The following is a 22,826-nucleotide window of genomic DNA, read 5'->3' as shown; positions in this document are numbered from 1 at the left end:
ATGCAGCAGTGAGCGGGATTGACCGGCTGCGGTAGTCGGCGGCGAGGAACGCACCTCTGCTCCCAAGGGAGTGACGGGGTGGAGAAGGAAGGGGGTGCCTGGTCCGGGCGATGCCCTTGCGGTCTGTCCCGCGCCACCACGGTCGGCACTCCTACCGCGCAGGCAGTCTCACCCGAACAGGCGGCCCGCCTCACCTCGATGGGCCTGGGCGTTACACAGCCGGCCGACGGGGCTCCTGCCTGCGCACTGGTGATGGCGGGCGGGCGCGACCAGTCCGAGGTCGGCGGAACGGCTTTGGCCGGTGTCCTGCCCGGTATGGGGTCGGGCATGATCAGGGGCCGTACGCTGTCCGGCTACTCGGGCAGGCTTGGGACGCGATGCGGCGCATGGGCGAGTTCTTCGTACCCGATCCGCAGCGCCCTACTGAGACCAGAACTGAGACCGCCGACACCCGCGCGGCCCGCTCCGCCGCCGCGTCCGCTGAACGACAAAACCCCAGGTCGGATCAGTATCCGACCTGGGGTTTCAGGTGAGCCGCCTTCGGGATTCGAACCCGAGACCTACGCATTACGAGTGCGTTGCTCTGGCCAACTGAGCTAAGGCGGCAAGCTGCCGAGGAAAGAGTTGTCCTCGCGAGGACACGCTCTCATCAGCAGCGGCGCCAAGTCTACAGGGTTCTTCCGGGTGCCCCGAACCACCTCCCGGGCACCGTCTGAGCAGCGGCCCGGGACCGTCCCCGGGCCGCCCTGCGCCCCTCAGCAGCGCTTGCCGTCCGAGGGGGGCGTGCCCTCCAGGAGGTACGTGTTGATCGCGGTGTCGATGCAGTCGCTGCCCCGGCCGTACGCGGTGTGGCCGTCGCCCTCGTACGTCAGCAGCGTGCCGGAGGACAGCTGCTCCGAGAGGCCCTCGGCCCACTTGTACGGGGTTGCCGGGTCGCGGGTGGTGCCGACCACCACGATCGGGGCCGCGCCCTTCGCCTCGATGCGGTGGGGCTTTCCGGTGGCCTCCTCGGGCCAGAATCCGCAGTTCAGCGAGGCCCAGGCGAAGCCCTTACCGAAGACCGGGGAGGCCTTCTCGAAGGCGGGGACGGCCGGCGCGACGGCCTCGGGCTCGTCGAAGGCAGCCGGCAGGTCGAGGCAGTTCACCGCCGCGTTGGCGAACATCAGATTCGCGTACGAGCCGTCCGACTCACGCTCGTAGTAGGTGTCGGCCATCGCCAGCAGCGGCGCTCCGTCCCCCTCGTCCGCGCTCTTCAGGGCCGAGCGCAGCTGGGGCCAGGCACCCTCGTCGTACATGGCCGCGATCACGCCGGTGGTGGCGAGCGACTCGCCCAGATCACGGCTCTCGCCGGTCGGCACGGGCTTCGCGTCGAGCTTCTTGAAGAAGGCCTTGAGACGGTCGGAGGCGTCATCGACCGAGGTGTTGCCCAAGGGGCAGTCGCTCTGCTTGATGCAGTCCGCCGCGAAGGACTTGAAGGCGGTCTCGAACCCGGCCGTCTGGTCGCGGTTCATGTCCCGGGCAGGCAGGGAGGGGTCCATCGCGCCGTCGAGGACGAGCCGGCCCGTACGGTCGGGGAACAGCTCCGCGTAGGTCGCGCCGAGGAACGTGCCGTACGAGGCGCCGACGTAGTTCAGCTTCTCGTCGCCCAGCACGGCGCGCAGAATGTCCATGTCCCGGGCCGCCTCCACGGTGGAGACATGGGGAAGGATCTCTGCGGAGCGCTTCTCGCAGCCTGCGGCGAAGTCCTTGAAGGCCGCCGTCAGCTTCGACGTCTCGCCGGAGTCGTCGGGGGTCTGGTCGACCTGGGTGTAGGCGTCCATCTCGGGGCCGGTGAGGCATTCGACCGGTTCGCTGCGCGCGACCCCGCGCGGGTCCACGGCGACCATGTCGTACTGCGCGCGGACCGGTGCCGGGTAGCCGATGCCCGCGTATCCCTGGAGATAGCCGATGGCCGAGCCGCCGGGGCCGCCCGGATTGACCAACAGCGAGCCGAGCTTCTTGCCCGGGCCGGTGGCCTTCTTGCGGGCGACGGCGAGCTTGATGGACGCGCCCTTCGGGTCGGCATGGTCCAGCGGAGCCTTCATCGTCGCGCACTGGAACCCCGGGACACCGCACGAGCGCCAGGTCAGCTTCTGCGAGTAGTACGGCTTGAGGTCGGCGGCCGGAGCCGCCCTGCCCGATGTCGACGAACCGGACGTCGAGGAACCGGGCGAACTGCCGCCGCTGCAGCCGGAGACGAGCAGGCCGACCGTGGCCAGCGGGAGGGCAAAGGTGCGGAGCAGGCGCCGGGTGTCCATGCCCGGAGCGTAATGGCAGCAGGCCGGAGATGCCCGTCCGTGCTCGTACGGGTGATCCGGTCAACCCGGATGTGCCCCGTCAACCCGCGCGCAGGGCCACCGCCATGGCCTCCACCGCCAGCAGCGGTGCCACGTTGCTGTCCAGCGCGTCGCGGCATGCCACGACCGCCTCTATGCGGCGCAGCGTGCTCTCGGGCGTCGATCCCTTGACGATGCGGTCGAGCGAGTCCCGTACGTCGTCGTTGGCGAGCGCGATCTGCGAGCCCAGCTGGAGGGCCAGCACATCGCGGTAGAAGGCGGTGAGATCGGAGAGCGCGAGATCGAGGCTGTCACGCTGGGAGCGGGTCTTGCGCCGCTTCTGCTTGTCCTCCAGCTCCTTCATCACACCCGCCGTGCCACGCGGCATACGGCCGCCGGCGGTCGCGCCGAGCGCGGCCTTGAGGGCCTCGGTCTCCTTCACGTCGACCTCCTCCGAGACCTGCTTGGCGTCCTCGGCGGCGGCGTCGACGAGCTCTTGGGCGGCCTTGAGGCAGCCGCCGATGTCACCGACGCGCAGCGGCAACTGGAGGACGGTCGCCCGCCGGGCCCGAGCACGCTCGTCGGTGGCCAGCCGCCTCGCGCGGCCGATGTGTCCCTGTGTGGCGCGCGCGGCTGCCTCGGCGGCGGCGGGCTCGATTCCGTCGCGCCTGATCAGCACGTCGGCGACGGCGGCGACCGGAGGCGTACGAAGGATGAGGTGGCGGCAGCGGGAGCGGATGGTGGGCAGCACGTCCTCGACGGAGGGCGCGCAGAGCAGCCAGACCGTCCGGGGCGCGGGCTCCTCGACCGCCTTGAGAACGGCGTTGGCCGACTTCTCGTTCAGCCGCTCGGCGTCCTCGACGAGGATCACCTGCCAGCGGCCGTTCGCCGGTGACGTGAACGACTTGCGGACGGTGTCCCGCATGTCGTCGACCAGGATCTGCGAGCCCACGGCGGCGATCGAGCTGACGTCCGCGTGTGTGCCGATCAGCGCGGTGTGGCAGCCGTCGCAGAAGCCGCAGCCCGGCGTGCCGCCGAGGGCCCGGTCAGGGCCGGTGCACTGCAGGGCGGCGGCGAAGGCCCGAGCCGCGGTGACCCGCCCCGAGCCGGGCGGCCCGGTGAACAGCCAGGCGTGCGTCATTTTCGACGCGGCGGGCGCGGGGGCACCCTCCGCGTGGGCGGTGACCAGCGCATCGGCGTCCCGTGCGGCGGCGGACAGCTCCGCCTGGACACGCTCCTGGCCGACCATGTCGTCCCAAACGGCCACGCGCCGTCACCGCCTTTCGTCCTGCGGTCTCCCATTGTGGGCCAGCGCACCGACACCGGGGCGCGGCAGGGCGCGGCAAGGGGTCGCGTACGGAGACGCAGCCAGGTGTCGCGTACGGAGGCTCACCGCGACGCGTCTGCGCGTGCGGTCCCCGTCCCCGACGACTAGCGGCGGGGACAGACCGCACGCGCCCGGCGGCTCAGCGGCGGCGTCCGCCGCGCCGGCCCTCGTCGTCGTCCTCGTGCGGCCCGAGCAGTTCGTCCGCCAGCGTCGGCAGGTCGTCCAGCGGGGTCTCCTCCGCCCAGTCCGAGCGACGGCGCGAGCGGCCCGGCGCCGGATCGACCTGGGGGAGCTCCCGGGTGCGCTCGTTCGGGGCCTCGGCAGGCTCCTCCCGTGCATCGCGGAAGAAGTCCGCCGGAACCCGGTCCGCCGGATCGGCGTCCCGTATCCCCTCGCGCACCGGCGGGAGGACCGCCGTCTCGTCGACGGCCGGCAGGACGGAGGTCTCGGCCTCGTCCGGTACCTTCCGCAGCACCGTGGTCTCGTCCTGGGCGGCGTGGGCGGCCTCGGGGGCGCCGGGACGCTGGACCTCCTGGGTGATCTCCTCGGGAGGGGTGTCCGGCTGCACGACCGGCGTCGGCACCGTGACCTCCGTCGCGGACTCCGGAGCGGAAGCACGGGCCGATGCGGCCTGCGCAGCCGCCTGCGCCGCCGCCGCGGCCTCCGCCTCGGCCGCGCGGCGCGCCTCCTCGGCCTTCAGCAGTGCCTCTTCCGCCTTGCGCTGCTTCTCCAGCCGGCGTTCCTCGGCCTCGGCCCGCAGCCGGGCCTCCTCCTCGGCCTGCCGGCGCAGACGCTCCTGCTCCGCCTGACGCGCCTTCTCCTCGGCCTCGCGGCGCCTGCGCTCCTCCTCGGCGCGGACACGCGCCTCCTCGGCACGCTGCCTGGCCTCCTCGGCCTGCCGCTCCGCTTCGACCCGGCGGGCCTCTTCCTCCTCGCGCCGCTTGCGCTCCTCCTCCTCGGCACGGAGCCTGGCGAGCTGTTCCTGGCGCTCACGCTCCAGGCGCTCCTCCTCGGCCCTGCGCGCGGCCTCTTCCTCGGCCTTGCGCCGGGCCTCTTCCTCGGCGGCCTTGCGCGCCTCTTCGCGAGCCTTGATCTCCGCCTCGGAGAGGGGCAGCAGCTGGTCCAGCCGGTGCCGGACAACCGTGGCGACGGCCTCCGGGTCCTGGCCCGCGTCCACGACGAGGTAGCGACCGGGGTCGGCCGCGGCGAGCGTCAGGAACCCGGCACGCACCCGCTGGTGGAACTCCTCCGGCTCCGACTCCAGCCGGTCCGGAGCCTCCGTGAACCGCTCGCGCGCCGCCAGTGGTGAGACGTCGAGCAGCACGGTCAGATGCGGGACGAGCCCGTCCGTCGCCCAGCGCGAGATCCGCGCGATCTCGGTCGGTGACAGGTCCCGGCCCGCTCCCTGGTAGGCGACGGACGAGTCGATGTAACGGTCGGAGATGACGATCGCGCCGCGTTCCAGGGCGGGCCGGACGACCGAATCGACGTGCTCCGCACGGTCGGCGGCGTAGAGCAGGGCCTCGGCACGGTTGGACAGCCCCGCACTGGAGACGTCCAACAGGATGGAGCGCAGCCGCTTGCCGACGGGTGTGGCGCCCGGTTCGCGGGTGACCACCACCTCGTGGCCCTTGGCGCGGATCCACTCCGCGAGCACCTCGACCTGGGTGGACTTCCCGGCGCCGTCACCGCCTTCGACGGCGATGAAGAAACCGGTCGCCGTCGGCGTCTGTGCCGGGTCGGCGCCGCCCCGCAGCGCGTCGCGCAGATCGCGGCGCAGCGGCACACCGGAGCGGTCGTCCGTCTTGGCGAGGACGAGCGCGGCGACGGGCAGCAGCAGCGCACCGACGAGCATGAGCGTGAACGCCGCCCCGCCGTGCGCGAAGACGAAGTCGCCGCTGGCGAGCCGGTGCGGCCCGATCGCGGCGGCGAGCAGCGGGGCGGCGACCGCGGCGAGCCCGATCGCGACGCGGACGACGGCCTGCAGGTGCTCGGTCATCCGGGGCCGGCGGAAGTCCTCGGTCTCCTGGTCGATGAGCGCGTGCCCGGTGCTCGCGGCGATCCCTCCGGCGATGCCCGCGAGCACCGCGATGAACAGCACGGTCGCCGTGTCCGGCACGAGCCCCATGGCGAGCAGCGCGACGCCGGTCAGAGCGAGGGCGAGGGCGAGCAGCCGTCGCCGGGAGAGCGAGGGCAGTACGGCTCCGGCCGCCCGGATGCCGACCCCGGTGCCACCGATCAGCGCGAGGACGAGCAGCGCGAACGCGGCGGGGCCGCCGCCGAGGTCGATCGCGTGCAGGACGGCGACGGCCGCGGCGGAGGCGATGGCTCCGGTGACCGCGGCACAGGCCAGGACGAAGAGCGGGATGCTGCCGGTGCGGCCCTTGTCCACGCCGTTGCCCGTGGACGGACGGCGCAGGCCCTCCAGCGGCGAACGCGGCCGGGGCGTCTGCGCACCGGGCAGTTCCACGAAGAACAGCGTCGAGACGGACGCGGCGAACAGTCCGGCCGCGATGTACGAGCCGAGTGCGGCCTGGTGGAGCGTGAACCACTCGATGCCCGAACCGAGCAGATTCCCGATGAGCGTGGCGACGAGCAGTACGGCGGCTGCAGCGGGGATGACGGCGAAGCTGGTGCGCAGCCACAGCCTGCGCAGCGCGTCCAGATGGTCGGGCAGCGGCCGTACCGCGGCACCTTCCGGCGGCGGGGCGGGCAGCAGCGCGGGCGCCGCGCTCTCACGGGCGACGGTCCAGAAGCGTTCGGCGACACCTGTCACGAAGACGGTGATCAGCAGGATCGCGAGGGCGTTGGACGGCGTCCAGTCGGCCCACAGCGGGGCGATGACCAGCAGCACGACGCGCACGCCGTCCGCGCCGATCATGGTCCAGCGCCGGTCGAGCGGTCCGTTCGGCGCGGTGAGCGAGGTCATCGGGCCGAGCAGGACGGCGCCGAACAGCACCGTGGCCAGCACCCGCGCACCCAGCACGGCGGCGACGGCGAAGGCCGCCCCGCGGTATCCGGTCCCGAAGGAACCCGACTCGACCGCCGCCTGCAACGACAGCAGAAGAAGCACAAGAACGCCGAGTGCGTCCCCGATTCCGCCGACCACCTGCGCGTTCCACAGCCGCCTCAGCGGTGCGTGTCGAAGGAGGGCACGGACGGCGCGCTCCCGCGAGTCCGCGGCAAGTGCGTCGGAATCCGATGCGTCGGAGGCAGTCTCTGCAGCGGTACCCATGACCGCCTGCTGCTCGGGTGGCTGCTCGGCTCGCGTCATCCGTCCAGCCTATCCGGAGCAGGTCACTCCTCGGCGGGGTGTCCGAACACACGGGCGCTTTGTCGCAAGAGTGTGAAGTCCCTCGCGGACAAAGCGCCCGTCCTGCGGCCCTTGCGGGCCGCCTACTCGTCCGTCTTGGCCGACGCCGCCGTCTTCTTGGCGGTGGTCTTCTTGGCGGTGGTCTTCTTGGCCGCCGTCGTCTTCTTCGCGGCGGTCGTCTTCTTCGCCGCCGTCTTCTTGGCGGCGGTCTTCTTCGCGGGCGCCTTCTTCGCCGCCTTCTTGGCGGTCTTCTTGGCCGGACCCTTCGCCCGCTTCTCGGCGAGCAGCTCGTAGCCGCGCTCCGGCGTGATGTCCTCGACGCTGTCGCCGGTGCGCAGCGTCGCATTCGTCTCGCCATCGGTGACGTACGGGCCGAAACGGCCGTCCTTGACGACCACCGGACGCTCGCTGACCGGGTCGGTGCCCAGCTCCTTCAGCGGCGGCTTGGCGGCGGCCCGGCCGCGCTGCTTCGGCTGCGCGTAGATCGCGAGAGCTTCTTCGAGGGTGATGTTGAAGAGCTGCTCCTCGTTCTCCAGCGAGCGCGAGTCGGTGCCCTTCTTCAGATACGGACCGTAGCGGCCGTTCTGCGCGGTGATCTCGACGCCTTCGGCATCGGTGCCGACCACGCGCGGCAGCGACATCAGCTTCAGCGCGTCCTCGAGCGTGACCGTGTCCAGGGACATGTCCTTGAACAGCGATGCCGTGCGCGGCTTGACCGCGTTCTTGCCTGTCTTCGGGGTGCCCTCGGGGAGCACCTCGGTGACGTACGGGCCGTAGCGCCCGTCCTTGGCGACGATCTGGTTCCCACTGACGGGGTCGGCGCCCAGCTCGAAGTCGCCGCTCGGCTTGGCGAGCAGCTCCTCCGCGTACTCGACGGTCAGCTCGTCCGGTGCGAGGTCCTCGGGGACGTCGGCGCGCTGGTGGCCCTCCGCGTCCTTCTCGCCGCGCTCGACGTACGGGCCGTAGCGGCCGACGCGCAGAGTGATGGCGTTGCCGACGGGGAAGCTGGAGATCTCCCGGGCGTCGATCGCGCCCAGGTCGGTCACCAGCTCCTTGAGACCGCCGAGGTGGTCGCCGTCGCCGTTGCCCGCCTCGGAGGCGGCACCGGTGGCCTCGCCCTCACCGAAGTAGAAACGCCTCAGCCACGGCACGGCCTGCGCCTCGCCGCGCGCGATGCGGTCGAGGTCGTCCTCCATCCGCGCGGTGAAGTCGTAGTCGACGAGCCGGCCGAAGTGCTTCTCCAGCAGGTTGACCACGGCGAAGGAGAGGAAGGACGGGACGAGTGCCGTCCCCTTCTTGAAGACGTAGCCGCGGTCGAGGATGGTGCCGATGATCGAGGCGTACGTCGACGGACGGCCGATCTCGCGCTCTTCCAGCTCCTTGACCAGCGAGGCCTCGGTGTAGCGGGCGGGCGGCTTGGTGGCGTGGCCGTCGACCGAGATCTCCTCGGACGACAGTGCGTCGCCCTCGGCGACCTGCGGGAGGCGCCGCTCGCGGTCGTCCAGCTCGGCGTTCGGGTCGTCGGCGCCCTCCACGTAGGCCTTCATGAAGCCGTGGAAGGTGATCGTCTTGCCGGACGCGGTGAACTCGGCGTCCCGGCCGTCGGACGCCCGTCCGCCGATCCGCACGGTGACGCTGTTCCCGACGGCGTCCTTCATCTGGGAGGCGACGGTCCGCTTCCAGATCAGCTCGTAGAGCTTGAACTGGTCGCCGGTGAGCCCCGTCTCCGCGGGGGTGCGGAAACGATCACCCGAAGGCCTGATCGCCTCGTGCGCCTCCTGCGCGTTCTTGACCTTGCCGGCGTAGGTGCGCGGCTTGTCCGGCAGATAGTCGGCGCCGTACAGCTGCGTCACCTGCGCCCGAGCCGCCGAGACGGCGGTGTCGGACAGCGTGGTGGAGTCCGTACGCATATAGGTGATGAAGCCGTTCTCGTACAGCTTCTGCGCGACCTGCATCGTCGCCTTGGCCCCGAAGCCCAGCTTGCGGGAGGCCTCCTGCTGCATCGTCGTCGTACGGAACGGGGCGTACGGCGAGCGGCGGTACGGCTTGGACTCGACCGAGCGGACCGCGAACGACGCGTCGGCGAGCGCGGCGGCCAGGCCACGGGCGTTCGCCTCGTCGAGGTGGAGCACCTGCGCGGACTTGAGCCGGCCGTCGGAACCGAAGTCGCGGCCCTGCGCGACGCGCTGCCCGTCGACGGTGTTCAGACGCGCCGTGAGGGTCGAGGGGTCGGAGGCGTCACCGGCACGGCCGGTGGAGAACGTGCCGGTCAGATCCCAGTACTCGGCGGAGCGGAACGCGATGCGCTCCCGCTCCCGCTCGACGACGAGCCGGGTCGCGACGGACTGCACACGGCCGGCGGACAGCCGCGGCATGACCTTCTTCCACAGGACCGGCGAGACCTCGTAGCCGTAGAGGCGGTCGAGGATGCGGCGGGTCTCCTGGGCGTCGACCATGCGCTTGTTGAGCTCGCGCGGGTTGGCGACGGCGTCGCGGATCGCGTCCTTGGTGATCTCGTGGAAGACCATGCGGTGGACGGGGACCTTCGGCTTGAGCACCTCGAGGAGGTGCCAGGCGATGGCCTCGCCCTCGCGGTCCTCATCGGTGGCGAGGTAGAGCTCGTCGGATTCGGCGAGCTGCTCCTTGAGCTTCCTGACCTGAGCCTTCTTGTCGGCGTTGACGACATAGATCGGCTGGAAGTCGTGCTCGACGTCGACACCGAGGCGGCGCACCTCGCCGGTGTACTTCTCCGGCACCTCGGCGGCGCCGTTCGGCAGGTCGCGGATGTGCCCGACGCTCGCCTCGACGACATAGCCGGGGCCGAGATAGCCCTTGATCGTCTTCGCCTTGGCAGGCGACTCGACGATCACGAGTCGGCGGCCGCCCTGTGCGGTCTCGCTGGTCGGGGACAACTTCGCTCTTCTCTCCGGTCGACATTCGATGGGCGCTCACAGCGGTACGGCACGCGGTACGTGACTGTCGTACCAGCGCTACAACACAGCTGTGACGCTGCCGTCGCTGCGGAGTGTGACGGTACAACCCGCCCCCGTGTCAAACGGCAAAAGCCCGCAACGGCCACTCGAACGGTAACCCGACTCCAGCCGTTTCTGCCGCCCGGACCGGCACGTCGGCGCCCCGGCGCCACCTCACAGACGGCCGAAGCACCACACCCCGAGCGTGAGGAAGACCGCACCGAAGAAGATCCCGAACGCGGTGGCGGTGGCGGGGCTCACGCCGTGCGCCACGGGCGCACGGTGCGCCAGGCGCATCCCCGTCCACAGCAGCAGCCCGGCTCCGAACAGCGCGAACGCCGTCCCGGCGAAGATCGCTGGCCCGCTCTCCATGCCCGCACCCGGCCTTCCCTGGCGTCCTGGTTGTCCCGGAGGCCGAGGCTGGCACCCCCTGGCGTCGTCGGCGCGAATTCCGGGTGAACGGCGCGTGGGTTCACCCGCCCGGTCGCTCCGGCGATTTCCCGGAGCCTTCCTCTCCTTCTTCCCGCCGCAGCCATGGCACGCAGCGGGAACGGCTTCGTCACATCCGCTGCGAGACACCTGGGCAGCCGATCGAATCGGCGCGCCGGGCGACGGCCGGGCCTCGCCCGTGCACCCGGAGCGACTGCCCACCGGGCAGGGGCAACGTGCCAGGCCGTGGCAGAGCGTGGCCGGCCGCGGCGGAATCGGTCGCAAAACCGAACTTTGGCCGGATTGCCCGCATCAGCCGACGCGAAACCGCCCTCGCCGATGGCGGCCGGCCGAGGGCGCCGCGCGGACACGGCCCACCGCCTGTCCTGCGGATCCGGGTCACGGTCTGCGCTGCGGGTCAGGTCGGGTCAGTGTCTGCGCTGCGGGCCAGATCGGGTCAGGGCCGGTCCTGCCGATCAGGAGCGGACGCAGGCCAGGACGCGCCGCCCGATTCGGCCGGTACGAGGAAGCCCTCCTCCACCAGCAGCCGTAGCGCCTGTGGTGTCCGGTCACGCAGAAGCACCGGGTCCTCGTCGATCAGCTGGGCGATGGCATCGAGGATCCGCCCGGCGCTCAGCGTCCCGTCGCACGCCCCCGCAAACCCCGCGCCCACCGTGTCCACCTTCGTCGCCCGGCGCATGCCGCGGTTCTGGCGCAGCACCACATGTTCCGGATCCTCGGCACCCGGCAGGCCGACCTGCTCTTGGACCACCTCGGGCGCGAGCCTGAAGTGGCCCCCGAGCAGCGCCGCATCGTCGTGCCTGCGCAGATACTCCTGCCGGTCGAAGTGCGCGCGCACGGTGTCGCCGAGAGGCTGCTCCACCGGGTGCGGCCACTCCTCGGCCACGATCGACGGGCGGTCCGCACCGGACTTGTGCAGGGTGATCCAGCCGAAGCCGACCGCCTTGGTCTTGCGCGCCTCGAACTCGTCCAGCCAGGCGTCGTACCGAGCCGCGTACTCCGCCGGGTCACTGCGGTGGTCGCCGCTGTCCCGCAGCCACAGCTCGGCGTACTGCGTCACGTCCTGCACCTCGCGCTGCACGATCCAGGCATCGCACCCGCGCGGCACCCAGGAGCGCAGCCGCTCCTGCCAGTCCTCCCCTTCCACGTGCTGCCAGTTGGCGAGGAACTGGGCGAACCCCCCGTCGTTCAGCCTGGCCCCCGCCTGCTGAACGATCGAACGGCACAGGTCGTCCCCGACCATCCCGCCGTCACGGTAGGTCAGCCGGGCACCGGGCGAGATGACGAACGGCGGGTTCGACACGATCAGGTCGTAGGTGTCCGAGCCGACCGGCTCGAACAGCGAGCCCTCCCGCAGGTCGGCCTCCGGCGCCCCGGACAGCGCGAGCGTGAGCCGGGTGAAGTGCAGCGCGCGGGGGTTGAGATCGGTGGCGGTGACCCGCGTCGCGTGCTGCGCGGCATGCAGCGCCTGGATGCCGGAGCCCGTGCCGACGTCGAGCGCGGAGGCGACCGGCGTGCGCACGGTGAGGCCGGCGAGCGTGGTGGAGGCCCCGCCGACACCGAGGACGACCCCTTCGCCCCGACCGCTCGCGCCACCGGCCCCGCCCACGGCGCAGCCCAGGTCGGACACGATGAACCAGTCCTGCCCCTCCTGCCCTCCGTACGGCCGGACGTCCACGGTGGCCCGGACCTCGTCCCCGTCCCGCCGGACCCAGCCGTCGGACAGGCACTCCTCGACGGGGAGCGCGGCGCGCGCCCGCCCGAACGGGACGGGACACTGCAGCAGGAACAGCCGCACCAGCGTCTCCAGCACGCCGTCACCGCGGGTGGCGCGCAGCGCGGGCACGGTCTCGCTGCGGGCGAGCGCCGCGTACGCGGGAGCACCCAGCAGGTCGAGCAGGCCGTCGGCGGTGAAACCGGCGGCGATGAGGGCGTCGCGGAGCGCCGGGGCGTGTTCGGTCGCGGGAAGAGTGGTCGTACTCACGAACCCATTGTGGCCGTCGCCACCGAGAATCGCCGCATGGCACAACGCCCCATGGCCCGGCCCCGTACAGGACCGGGCCATGGGCCGGCGGTGCGTTGCGGCGGGGTGGCGTGCACCCCGCCGGTCAGGCCTTGTCCGGCGAGGTGGACCCGCCCGACGCGGCGCTCGACGCCTTGGCCTTCTGGCAGCCCGGCTGCTCGGCCATCGCCTTGCCCAACTCCCCGGACTGCAGCTTGGCCAGTGCGGCCTGGTCCATGCGCTCGATCTTCTTGAGACCGTCCGCGACTTCCTGCAGACCGTCCGCGAACTTCTGCTGGTCCTTGGGGTCGAGGCCGTCGACCTTCGTCTTCAGCGCCAGGTATTCCTTGGCAGTGGCCTCCAGTTCGGTCACCGCGTCGGTGCGCAGCTTCTCGCCGTTCTCGACCGGCGGCACACCGGCGTTCCTGACGGCCGTGGCAAGTGCCTTGTCCGCCGCGGCGATGTCCGCGAACGCCTTGGAGTCGGCGGCCTGGATGTCGGCCGGCTTGCCGTCGGCGGCAGTGGAGATGATGGTCTGCTGGGCGTCGGCCCTCTTCTGGATCTGCGGCTGCGCCTGGTCACAGACCTTCTTGGCCCAGTCGTTCACCTTCTCCTCGCTGTCGTCGCCGCATCCCGACAGCGTCATCATCAGTACCGCACCGACGGACAGTGCGGCCGCAAGCTTCTTGTTCACCGGATTGGTCCCTTCCAAGGCTCTCGGCCCCGGAACATACACGCCAAGTGGGCGACAACCGCGTGTCGTACGTCCGGTTCATCACCTATTGCAGCCATTTGCACCAAGGGAGACAAGGCTCACCCAGACGCGTCAACGGGCGGCCGCCACATCAATCCGTGGCGCCCGCCCGTCCATTGAGCATGTGTCAGGAAACCGCCGCGGGATCCGGGGACTTCGAGCTGCGCTCAGCAGTGCTTTCGTCGTCGCCCACCGCGATACCGCGCCTCTTGGAGATGTACACGGACCCGACGATGACCAGGATGGCGAAGACGGCCACCAGCGCGCGCACGCCCGCGTTGGAGTCGTCCCCGTAGCTGAACTGGACGACCGCGGGCGCGATCAGCAGCGCCACCAGATTCATCACCTTCAGCAGCGGGTTGATCGCAGGACCGGCCGTGTCCTTGAACGGGTCGCCCACCGTGTCGCCGATCACCGTCGCCGCATGGGCCTCGCTGCCCTTGCCGCCGTGATGCCCGTCCTCGACGAGCTTCTTGGCGTTGTCCCACGCGCCACCGGAGTTGGCGAGGAAGACGGCCATCAGCGTGCCGGTGCCGATGGCGCCCGCCAGGAACGAGCCGAGAGCGCCGACGCCGAGTGAGAACCCGACCGCGATCGGGGTCAGTACCGCGAGCAGACCGGGTGTGGCCAGCTCGCGCAGCGCGTCCTTGGTGCAGATGTCGACGACGCGCCCGTACTCCGGCTTCTCCGTGTAGTCCATGATCCCGGGGTGCTCGCGGAACTGCCGCCGCACCTCGTAGACCACGGCTCCCGCCGACCGCGACACCGCGTTGATCGCCAGCCCCGAGAAGAGGAAGACGACCGCGGCGCCGAGGATCAGGCCCACCAGGTTGTTGGGCTGCGAGATGTCCATCACCAGGTTCATCGGAGCGCCGTCGCCGACCTTCTCCCCGACTTCCCTGGCCGCGGTGGCAATGGCATCGCGGTACGAGCCGAAGAGCGCGGCGGCCGCAAGCACCGCCGTCGCAATGGCGATGCCCTTCGTGATCGCCTTGGTCGTGTTCCCGACCGCGTCCAGGTCGGTCAAGACCTGCGCGCCCGCGCCCGTGACGTCGCCGGACATCTCGGCGATGCCCTGCGCGTTGTCGGAGACCGGACCGAACGTGTCCATCGCGACGATCACGCCGACAGTGGTGAGCAGACCGGTACCGGCCAGCGCCACCGCGAACAGGGCGAGCATGATCGACGTGCCGCCGAGCAGGAACGCGCCGTACACAGCGAGGCCGATCAACAACGCCGTGTAGACCGCGGATTCCAGACCGATCGAGATGCCGGCCAGCACCACCGTGGCAGGTCCGGTCAGCGACGACTTGCCGATGTCCCGGACGGGACGGCGGTTCGTCTCCGTGAAGTAGCCCGTCAACTGCTGGATCAGGGCGGCCAGCACGATGCCGATGGCCACGGCGATGAGAGCGAGCAGGCGCGGGTCCCCCTCGTGCGCCAGGATCGCGGCATCGCTGACTCCGTCCAACTCGGCGTACGAGGAGGGCAGATAGACGAACACCGCCACGGCCACGAGGACGATCGAGATCACCGCGGAGATGAAGAACCCACGGTTGATGGCGGTCATCCCGCTTCGGTCGGCGCGCCGCGGGGCGACCGCGAAGATACCGATCATCGCGGTGACCACGCCGATCGCCGGAACGATCAACGGGAAGGCCAGTCCGGCGTCGCCGAACGCCGCAGAACCGAGAATGAGCGCCGCGACGAGCGTGACGGCGTACGACTCGAAGAGGTCGGCCGCCATGCCGGCACAGTCGCCGACGTTGTCGCCCACGTTGTCGGCGATTGTCGCTGCGTTGCGCGGGTCGTCCTCGGGGATGCCCTGCTCGACCTTGCCGACAAGGTCGGCGCCGACGTCGGCCGCCTTGGTGAAGATTCCGCCGCCGACACGCATGAACATCGCGATCAGCGCGGCTCCCAGGCCGAAGCCCTCAAGGACCTTGGGCGCGTCGGCCGCGTAGACCAGCACCACACACGAGGCGCCGAGCAGTCCGAGGCCCACTGTGAACATGCCGACCACGCCGCCGGTACGAAATGCGATCTTCATGGCCTTGTGCGAGACGGCCGTGAGATCCCTTTCCGGCTCGCCTTCCGCCGGTGTCGCCTCGCGCGCCGCCGCGGCGACGCGCACATTGCTTCGTACGGCAAGACGCATACCGATGTATCCGGTGGCCGCCGAGAAGAGCGCTCCCACCAGGAAGAACACCGAACGCCCTGCCCGCTGCGACCAGTCGTCGGCCGGAAGAAGCAGCAACAGGAAAAACACCACGACGGCGAAGACGCCGAGAGTCCGTAGCTGTCGCGCGAGATAGGCATTTGCGCCTTCCTGCACGGCTGCCGCGATCTTCTTCATGGCATCGGTGCCCTCACCGGCGGCGAGCACCTGACGTACGAGCAGCTGCGCGACGACGAGCGCCGCGATCGCGACGACGGCGATCACCACGACGATCATCCGGTTGTCGTTCGTGAGCACCGCGGCCGCGAGAGAAGTGGGATGATCGGCCAGTTGTGGGTTGAAAAGCCCCGCCATTCGTCCTCCTTGACGTTCAGAGCCCAAGATGTGGACGGATTGTAGGGAGCGGAACCTGATCAAAACAGGGTGCGGCAAATGCAATTGACCTTCGCCTGCTACTCAGCAAAAGATCCCGCTCGAAAATTGACCCCGAAAGCAGTAATGGGGCAAACGCATTGACCGCTTGATCAACGATCTAGAGGCCGGGAAAAGACCCTGCTCAGCGGGCCTTCTTCATATGAGAATCACCGGCGGATCAAAAGATCGATCACCTGGACGGCGGTCAAGGCCGCAGAGCGCCCGGCACGCAGAATCTGTCCGGTCCCTCACCGGCCTGCGGCAGCTCCTGTGGATCCGTCGCCCTCCGTTGCGCCAATCGGGTCACGCACTCAGACGCGGACCCGCCGTCCCGGGCCGCCAGAGGGATCGACCGGCCGGTTCACCTCGACCCTGGACACAGGCAGGCCGCAGGACGCCTGCGGCCCGAGGCCGGACACAGCGGCGAGGGCGACACCGGATCGGGTGGAACGGCTCAGGACACCGGGCGCGGCAGCGGGCGTGGATGACATCTGGCGGCGTGAGCGGGGCCGTACGGGCAGGGCCGGGGCCATGGGCGGGCGCCCGCGGCCGCTGGGCACACGGGAGCTACGGCTGAACGATGTGCCGCGGCCCAGGACAGGGGCTGCGGGAGCGTGGGCATGCCCGGGCAGCGCTCAAGGGCGCCACGGGCCGACGCCCTCAGCGGCACGCAACTGAACGCCGCGGCGAAGCGTGGCCGCCGCTGCACGGCGTGTCGCACCGGATCGTGGCGCACGAATGCGAGGCCGACCGTCCGGTACGGCCAGGCAGGGCCGAACGGGTCAGGCCGTCACCGCGGGCGGCGTCGCGGGCCAGCTCATACGGATCACGCCGCCGTCCTCCGACGAGGAGACCTCCACGTCATCGACGAGACCGCTGATGACTGCGAGGCCCATTTCGTCCTCGCCGTCGGCGTCCCCGTCGTCAGAAGCGCGTCCACCACCAGCCTGCGCTCCGCCGCCCGAGGTCGGGACCTCGTCTCCGACCTCGATGGAGAAGGTCTTCTCCTCCTCGGAGAGCACGACCCGCACGGGCGCCGTGACGCCGTGACTGCGGTGCAGCCCGACGGCTCGGCTGCACGCCTCGCCCACGGCGAGACGTACCTCGTCCAGCACCGCCTCATCGACCCCGGCCCTGCGTGCCACGGCGGCAGCCACCAATCTGGCTGTCCTCACGTGCTCGGGCTGGGCGCTGAAGCGGAGCTCAACGGTGGCCATGCAGATCCCCCTCGGACGTACGAGCGTGCATCTCAGGGGCCCGGGCTGGATGCCCGGTACCCCTCCCTGCTTCCGGCAGTCTCCGGCCGACCGTCAGTCGGTCGCCGCGACGGCTTCGTCGACCGTGGTGTGAATCGGGAACACCTTGGTCAGACCCGTGATCCGGAAGATCTTGAGAATGCGCTCCTGGTTGCAGACCAGGCGCAGCGAGCCCTCGTGTGCGCGCACACGCATGAGGCCGCCGACGAGTACGCCGAGGCCGGTGGAATCGAGGAAATCCACACCTTCCATGTCGACAACCAGGTGGTAGCTGCCGTCGTTCACCAACTCGACCAACTGCTCGCGCAGCTTGGGCGCGGTATACACATCAATCTCGCCACCGACCTCGACGACCGTACGGTCGCCACCAGGGCCGGACACATTGCGAGTCGACAGGGACAGGTCCACGGATCCTCCAGCACCTTGCTATCGAGCGGCCGCCCCTCAGGTCTCCCCGACGGAGCCGGAGGACGGTCGCCAGCCGCGATGGCATTCAATCACTTACCAGCAGCCATGCACGACGCCTTGGGACCATTGTCCGTCACGCCAGTGACACACTCGGTGCCGATGGCCAAGAATTACCGTCCCAGACGACCTCCCGAGGGCGGGGAAACCCGCCCCTCCCCCGGTACGGTCCTCGACCGGCTCACCGCAGGGGCTGACCGGGCTGCGCGCATCACTCATACGGAGCACTTGCCCCCCCGACCGGGCAGGCATGCCGTCTGGCCCGACCGCATCCGCGCGGAAGTGATCAGCGCCGTGCAGGCAGCCGGCATCGACCATCCCTGGGCCCATCAGGCAGCCGCCGCCGAGCACGCTCTGGACGGCGAATCGGTGGTCATCGCTACGGGCACCGCCTCGGGCAAGTCCCTGGCCTATCTCGCCCCTGTCCTCAGTGCCCTCCTCGACGGCTCCGAGGCCGCGAACGGTCGGGGCACCACCGCCCTGTACCTCGCCCCCACCAAGGCCCTCGCCGCCGACCAGCGGCGCGCCGTCAAGGAACTCGCCGCGCCACTCGGCAACCGCATCCGCCCCGCCGTCTACGACGGCGACACGCCCGTCGAGGAGCGGGAGTGGGTGAGGCAGTACGCCAACTACGTCCTCACCAACCCGGACATGCTGCACCGCGGGATACTTCCCTCCCACCCCCGCTGGTCCTCCTTCCTGCGCTCCCTGCGCTACGTCGTGATCGACGAGTGCCACACCTACCGGGGTGTATTCGGCTCCCACGTCGCCCAGGTGCTGCGCCGCCTCCGCCGCCTGTGCGCCCGCTACGGAGCGGATCCCGTCTTCCTTCTCGCCTCTGCCACCGCTGCGGAACCTGCGGTGGCCGCCGGTCGCCTCACCGGACTGTCCGTCACCGAGGTCTCCGATGACGCTTCCCCGCGCGGGGAGCTCGTGTTCGCCCTGTGGGAGCCGCCGCTCACCGAGCTCCTCGGTGAGAAGGGCGCACCGGTCCGCCGCACCGCAACGGCGGAGACCGCCGACCTGCTCACCGATCTGACCGTCCAGGGTGTGCGCAGCGTCGCTTTCGTGCGCTCACGCCGCGGCGCCGAGCTCATCTCGGTGATCGCCAAGGAGCGGCTGGCCGAGGTGGACCGCTCCCTGCCACAGCGGGTGGCCGCCTACCGCGGCGGCTACCTCCCCGAAGAACGCCGCGCCCTGGAGCGGGCCCTGCACTCGGGTGAACTGCTCGGCCTCGCCGCCACCACCGCCCTCGAGCTCGGTGTCGACGTCGCCGGACTGGATGCCGTGGTCATCGCCGGCTACCCGGGGACCCGTGCATCCCTGTGGCAGCAGGCCGGCCGCGCGGGACGGTCGGGCCACGGGGCGCTGGCTGTGCTCGTCGCGCGGGACGACCCGCTGGACACGTTCCTCGTCCACCACCCCGAGGCGCTGTTCCAGCGGCCGGTGGAGTCCACCGTCCTCGATCCCGACAACCCCTACGTCCTCGCTCCTCACATGTGCGCGGCTGCCGCCGAACTCCCGCTCACAGAAGCCGACCTGGATCTCTTCGGACCCGCGTCCGCCGAGCTGATCCCCCAATTGGAGAGCGCCAGGCTGCTGCGGCGGCGAGCCACCGGATGGCACTGGACCCGCCGCGAGCGGGCCGCCGACCTCACCGACATCCGCGGTGGCGGAGGGCGGCCCGTCCAGATCGTCGAGGCCTCCAGCGGCCGGCTGCTCGGCACGGTCGACGAGCCCGCCGCCCACACTGCCGTGCACGACGGTGCCGTCCATCTCCACCAAGGCCGCACCTATCTGGTCAAGCAGTTGGACCTCGAGGACTCGGTTGCCCTCGTCGAGGAAGCCAACCCGCCGTACTCGACCACCGCCCGCGACACCACCTCCATTTCCGTACTCGACACCGACACCGACATCCCCTGGGGCGACGGACGCCTGTGCTACGGCTCCGTCGAGGTCACCAATCAGGTCGTCTCCTTCCTGCGCCGCAGGCTCGTCACCGGCGAAGTGCTCGGCGAGACGAAGCTCGACCTCCCGCCGCGGATCCTGCGCACCCGCGCTGTGTGGTGGACGGTCACGGAGGACCAGCTCGACGCCGCCCGGATCGGCCCGGAGCAACTGGGCGGCGCCCTACACGCCGCCGAGCACGCCTCGATCGGCATGCTGCCGCTGTTCGCCACCTGCGACCGCTGGGACATCGGCGGGGTGTCCGTCCCGCTCCACCCGGACACGCTGCTCCCGACCGTCTTCGTGTACGACGGGCACCCTGGTGGCGCGGGCTTCGCCGAGCGGGCCTTCCACACGGCCCGCGATTGGCTGACCGCCACGCGCGAGGCCATCGCCTCGTGCGAGTGCGAAGCGGGTTGCCCGTCCTGCATCCAGTCGCCCAAATGCGGCAACGGCAATGATCCGTTGCACAAGCGCGGCGCGGTCCGGCTCCTCACGGAACTGCTCCGTGGCGCCCCGGCCGAGGCACCGCCGACGACCTCACCCGAAGCTCCGGCCGATCCGCAGACCCCGGCGATTTCGGACGCCTCGACAGCACCGCCCCCTGCTCGGGAGCCGAGCGGCCCCCCGTCGCAGTCGCGGGGGGAGGATCCCCCGGAGGCGGCCCCGCCCTCGCCCTGACCTCCGGGGCGTACGGTCCGAAGCGGGCTCGGGCGCTCACGTCCGCGATCTCGCCCACCACCGCGCAGCGGGCGATCTCCGCCTCCTGCGCCCGGGCAACGGCGGCAGCCTTCGCACATGCCGGTCCTGTGCCGCTCAGGGCGCTGTCAGCCGCGGCCAGGGCGGCCAGGTCCGCGGCCGCGCCCGCCTTGTGCCGTGCCACGACTGCCTGGCCCATCGCGAGGACGACTGCGAACACCGCACACAACACAGTCGTCGCAGCCGCGACCCAGACGGTGGCCGAGCCCCGGTCCCGCGCGGCCACCGTGCGCCCCGTGCGGGAGCTGCGGATCCGGTTCACCGCCTCACCACCACGCTGTGCCGCACAAGAGCACCGGGGCGGGCCGGAGCGTGCACCACCTGCACCGGGGCGCTGTTCCCGCTCATGGCCGGGCTCGTCGCCGGCTCTCCGGCCGGGTCCTGTCCCACCGTGTCCTCGGCCAGGGCGGCCGCCACCGCGCCCAGGGTGATCCCCAGCCCGCCGGGACCGGGAGCATCGGCCTCGACCCGGACACGCCACAGATCTCCCGCCCTTGCCAGGGTGACCCGCGAGCCGGCCGGTGCCGCGGAGCGTGCGGCGGCCAGCGCCGCCGCACGCGGCTCGGACCTGGACGCCGCCCGTGCCCCGGCACGGGCGGCGTCCACGCACTGGATCTGCGCCGAAGCGGCCGTCAATGCCCAGACGAGCGCCATCGCGAAAACCACCAGCGCCGGTACCGCAACAGCCGCCTCGGCGGTCACCGACCCTCGGTCCCCGCTGCCGGCCCGCGCCCCGCAGCGCGTGTCAGAACTGGGCATCGAGGGCCTTCCCGATGACCGATTCGAGCGCCTTCGAGACGGCACCGCTCGTGACCACCTTGTACAGAACGGCGGCAAAAGCGCAGGCGGCGATCGTCCCCATCGCGTACTCGGAGGTCGTCATCCCCCGGTCCCTGTGCTTCGCCCGCACCGTCCCGCGCAACCGGCGCAGCCGGTTCGTGCCGCACACCCGGCGCCACAATGTCTTCCACATGCTCAACCCCCTGTTGAAGAAGTGTTGTTGCTGAAGTGCTGTTGCTGAGAAGTCGGACCTGTCAGCCTTCGGCGAGCAGCCCGCCGGCCAGCCCGATCACCACGGGCGCCACGCCCACCGCGAGGAACGCGGGAAGGAAGCAGAGCCCCACGGGTGCCGTGATCAGCACCTGCGCCCTTCGCCCGCGTGCCGCCACTTCTCGGGCGCGGTCCGCGCGGAGTCTCGCGGCCAGCCGCGCCACCGGCTCAGCCGCCGGCGCTCCGGTCGAGTCCGCACGTTCGAGACATCGGGCCAGCGGGGCGGCGCCCGGTATCCGCCCGAACCAGCCCCAGGACTGCGTCGGTTCACCTCCGAGCCGGAGCTCCGCAGCTGCCCTCGACAGCCGTTCGCCGATCTGGCCGCCGAGCGACTCCCCCACCGCCTCGGCCGCCTCCCGCGGGCCCGCCCCGGCGGAGATGCATGCAGCCAGAAGGTCCGCGGCAAGCGGTAGTTGGCGAGCTGCCTCCTTGCTGTGGCGGTCGGTGCCCTCGCTCCTCTGGGCTTCCACCGCAGCGGAACGCTCCCGACCGCGGAGGCTGCGCCGCACCCCGTAGGCAGCCGCGGCCCCGACACCGGCGCCCACGACACCGCCGATCAGGCTGTAGCCGACGACGAAAGCGCCGAAGGGCGCCGCCCATCGTTTCGCTCTGCGGGTGAACTGTGCTTTCCTGCGGCGCTGTTCGCGTTCCAGCGAGAGCAGTTCCTCGACCCGCCTGCGCATCGCCCTGCCACGGCGGTGCGCCGCGACCAGGGAGCCGGCCAGTGCGAACGCCGCCAGGCCCGCAAGCACGGCCCCCAGCCTGTGGACGACATCCGGGCTCACGGCTCCTCACCCGCCCGTACGATCCGGGCCGCCCAGAGCAACCCGGCGGTCTCCAGCAGGCCTCCGATCACGAGGCAGGCGATTCCGGCAGGGGTGTGAAACAGCACGCGGAGGGGGTCGGCGCCGAGGGCCCAACCCATCCCCAGCCCCGCAACCGGCAACAGTGCGAGAAGCATGATCGTCGACCAGGCTCCCGCCAACTGCGACTTCAGCTCTTCCCGCTGGTCCTGGTCGGCCCGAAGGGCAGCCTCCAGCCGGTCCAGACCGGCGGCGAGACCCGCGCCGCTGTCCACGGCCACCCGCCAGCAGGCGGCGACCCCGGCAAGCCCTTCCGCCCCTGGCCGGCGCGACGCTTCCTTCAGCGCTCGCGGCACATCACCGCCGAACCGCGCGGCCGCCAGTACGGCAGCCTCCGCCTCACCAAGCGCCTGGGTGGACCTGGCTCCGCACAAGAGCGCCTGCCCCGGCTGCAGACCGGCCCGTAACTCCCCTGCCACCGCGCCGCACAACGCCACGATCTCCTCGGCCGTCCGTCGCTTCGCCGTACTGCGCTCCCGTGCCCGCAATCGCCGCCGCACCAAGGGAACTGCAGCCGCTCCGGCGACGAGCGGCACAACGGAGCTCCCCAACAGCGCCACCACCAGAGCCACCGGCAGGCACAGCCACTCCCTGTGCAGCCGCACCACCGGCAGCACCCGACGCCACGTCCAGCGCGGCGGCACCGGCACGGCGCCCCCGCCGGCGAAGAGCAGCCGCGCCCGCCGCAGCCCCTGTTCCTGGCCGGTGAGCAGCCAGGCAGCCGCCCCGGCACACGCCGCTGCCGCGCACATCGACTCCG

General features: G+C 71.1%; 15 protein-coding genes, 1 tRNA gene and 1 pseudogene. 1 reads left to right on the top strand and 16 read right to left on the bottom strand.

Going from position 1 to position 22,826, the window contains the following annotated elements; genetic code table 11:
- Positions 1-532 precede the first annotated feature (532 nt).
- The 11 genes from AC067Z_RS21385 to AC067Z_RS21335 all read right to left on the bottom strand — a co-directional run bounded on the left by AC067Z_RS21385 (position 533) and on the right by AC067Z_RS21335 (position 17,390).
- Positions 533-606, bottom strand: a tRNA-Thr gene (locus AC067Z_RS21385).
- 149 nt (positions 607-755) lie between these two features.
- The gene (locus AC067Z_RS21380) at positions 756-2,297 is read right to left on the bottom strand and encodes an alpha/beta hydrolase (protein WP_478791140.1); all 1,542 of its coding nucleotides are present in this window, start codon (positions 2,295-2,297) and stop codon (positions 756-758) included.
- Positions 2,298-2,376: 79 nt separating this feature from the next.
- Positions 2,377-3,582 carry a DNA polymerase III subunit delta' gene (locus AC067Z_RS21375; RefSeq protein ID WP_478791139.1) on the bottom strand — a complete coding sequence of 402 codons (1,206 nt, stop codon included), beginning with the start codon at positions 3,580-3,582 and terminating at the stop codon, positions 2,377-2,379.
- A 199-nt stretch (positions 3,583-3,781) separates the two neighbouring features.
- Complete coding sequence (gene tmk, locus AC067Z_RS21370) at positions 3,782-6,916, bottom strand: dTMP kinase (RefSeq protein ID WP_478791138.1); 3,135 nt, start codon at positions 6,914-6,916, stop codon at positions 3,782-3,784.
- A 122-nt stretch (positions 6,917-7,038) separates the two neighbouring features.
- Positions 7,039-9,867 (bottom strand): type I DNA topoisomerase, encoded by a 2,829-nt coding sequence (gene topA, locus AC067Z_RS21365; protein ID WP_478791137.1) that lies wholly within the window; start codon positions 9,865-9,867, stop codon positions 7,039-7,041.
- A 234-nt stretch (positions 9,868-10,101) separates the two neighbouring features.
- Positions 10,102-10,299 carry a hypothetical protein gene (locus AC067Z_RS21360; protein ID WP_478791136.1) on the bottom strand — a complete coding sequence of 66 codons (198 nt, stop codon included), beginning with the start codon at positions 10,297-10,299 and terminating at the stop codon, positions 10,102-10,104.
- A gap of 514 nt (positions 10,300-10,813) precedes the next feature.
- Positions 10,814-12,361 carry a DUF7059 domain-containing protein gene (locus AC067Z_RS21355; protein WP_478791135.1) on the bottom strand — a complete coding sequence of 516 codons (1,548 nt, stop codon included), beginning with the start codon at positions 12,359-12,361 and terminating at the stop codon, positions 10,814-10,816.
- A gap of 124 nt (positions 12,362-12,485) precedes the next feature.
- Positions 12,486-13,073, bottom strand: a complete 588-nt coding sequence (locus AC067Z_RS21350; RefSeq protein WP_478791134.1) for a small secreted protein — start codon at positions 13,071-13,073, stop codon at positions 12,486-12,488.
- Between the two features lie 187 nt (positions 13,074-13,260).
- The gene (locus AC067Z_RS21345) at positions 13,261-15,666 is read right to left on the bottom strand and encodes a sodium-translocating pyrophosphatase (protein WP_478791261.1); all 2,406 of its coding nucleotides are present in this window, start codon (positions 15,664-15,666) and stop codon (positions 13,261-13,263) included.
- A gap of 842 nt (positions 15,667-16,508) precedes the next feature.
- The gene (locus tag AC067Z_RS21340) at positions 16,509-16,943 is read right to left on the bottom strand and encodes an ATP-binding protein (protein WP_478791133.1); all 435 of its coding nucleotides are present in this window, start codon (positions 16,941-16,943) and stop codon (positions 16,509-16,511) included.
- 93 nt (positions 16,944-17,036) lie between these two features.
- Positions 17,037-17,390 carry an STAS domain-containing protein gene (locus tag AC067Z_RS21335; RefSeq protein ID WP_478791132.1) on the bottom strand — a complete coding sequence of 118 codons (354 nt, stop codon included), beginning with the start codon at positions 17,388-17,390 and terminating at the stop codon, positions 17,037-17,039.
- A gap of 78 nt (positions 17,391-17,468) precedes the next feature.
- Between AC067Z_RS21335 and AC067Z_RS21330 the strand changes: the two genes are divergently transcribed.
- Positions 17,469-20,075: a DEAD/DEAH box helicase gene (locus AC067Z_RS21330; protein ID WP_478791131.1), complete on the top strand. Its 2,607-nt coding sequence runs from the start codon at positions 17,469-17,471 to the stop codon at positions 20,073-20,075.
- Positions 20,076-20,115: 40 nt separating this feature from the next.
- Here the strand turns inward: AC067Z_RS21330 and AC067Z_RS21325 are convergent.
- The 5 genes and pseudogenes from AC067Z_RS21325 to AC067Z_RS21305 all read right to left on the bottom strand — a co-directional run.
- Positions 20,116-20,313, bottom strand: a pseudogene (locus AC067Z_RS21325) (Rv3654c family TadE-like protein); the annotation flags it as partial.
- Between the two features lie 98 nt (positions 20,314-20,411).
- Positions 20,412-20,912 (bottom strand): TadE family type IV pilus minor pilin, encoded by a 501-nt coding sequence (locus AC067Z_RS21320; RefSeq protein ID WP_478791130.1) that lies wholly within the window; start codon positions 20,910-20,912, stop codon positions 20,412-20,414.
- Entirely contained in the window at positions 20,899-21,126 is a 228-nt protein-coding gene (locus AC067Z_RS21315) for a DUF4244 domain-containing protein (RefSeq protein ID WP_478791129.1), read from the bottom strand. The genes AC067Z_RS21320 and AC067Z_RS21315 overlap by 14 nt, the downstream gene beginning before the upstream one ends.
- 61 nt (positions 21,127-21,187) lie before the next feature.
- Positions 21,188-21,988, bottom strand: a complete 801-nt coding sequence (locus tag AC067Z_RS21310; protein WP_478791128.1) for a type II secretion system F family protein — start codon at positions 21,986-21,988, stop codon at positions 21,188-21,190.
- Complete coding sequence (locus AC067Z_RS21305; RefSeq protein ID WP_478791260.1) at positions 21,985-22,818, bottom strand: type II secretion system F family protein; 834 nt, start codon at positions 22,816-22,818, stop codon at positions 21,985-21,987. The genes AC067Z_RS21310 and AC067Z_RS21305 overlap by 4 nt, the downstream gene beginning before the upstream one ends.
- Positions 22,819-22,826 lie beyond the last annotated feature (8 nt).

It is taken from the genome of Streptomyces sp. NPDC043812 (assembly GCF_056436245.1).
Note: the sequence above shows the minus strand (reverse complement) of the source record. Positions and strands in the feature narration are given on the sequence as shown.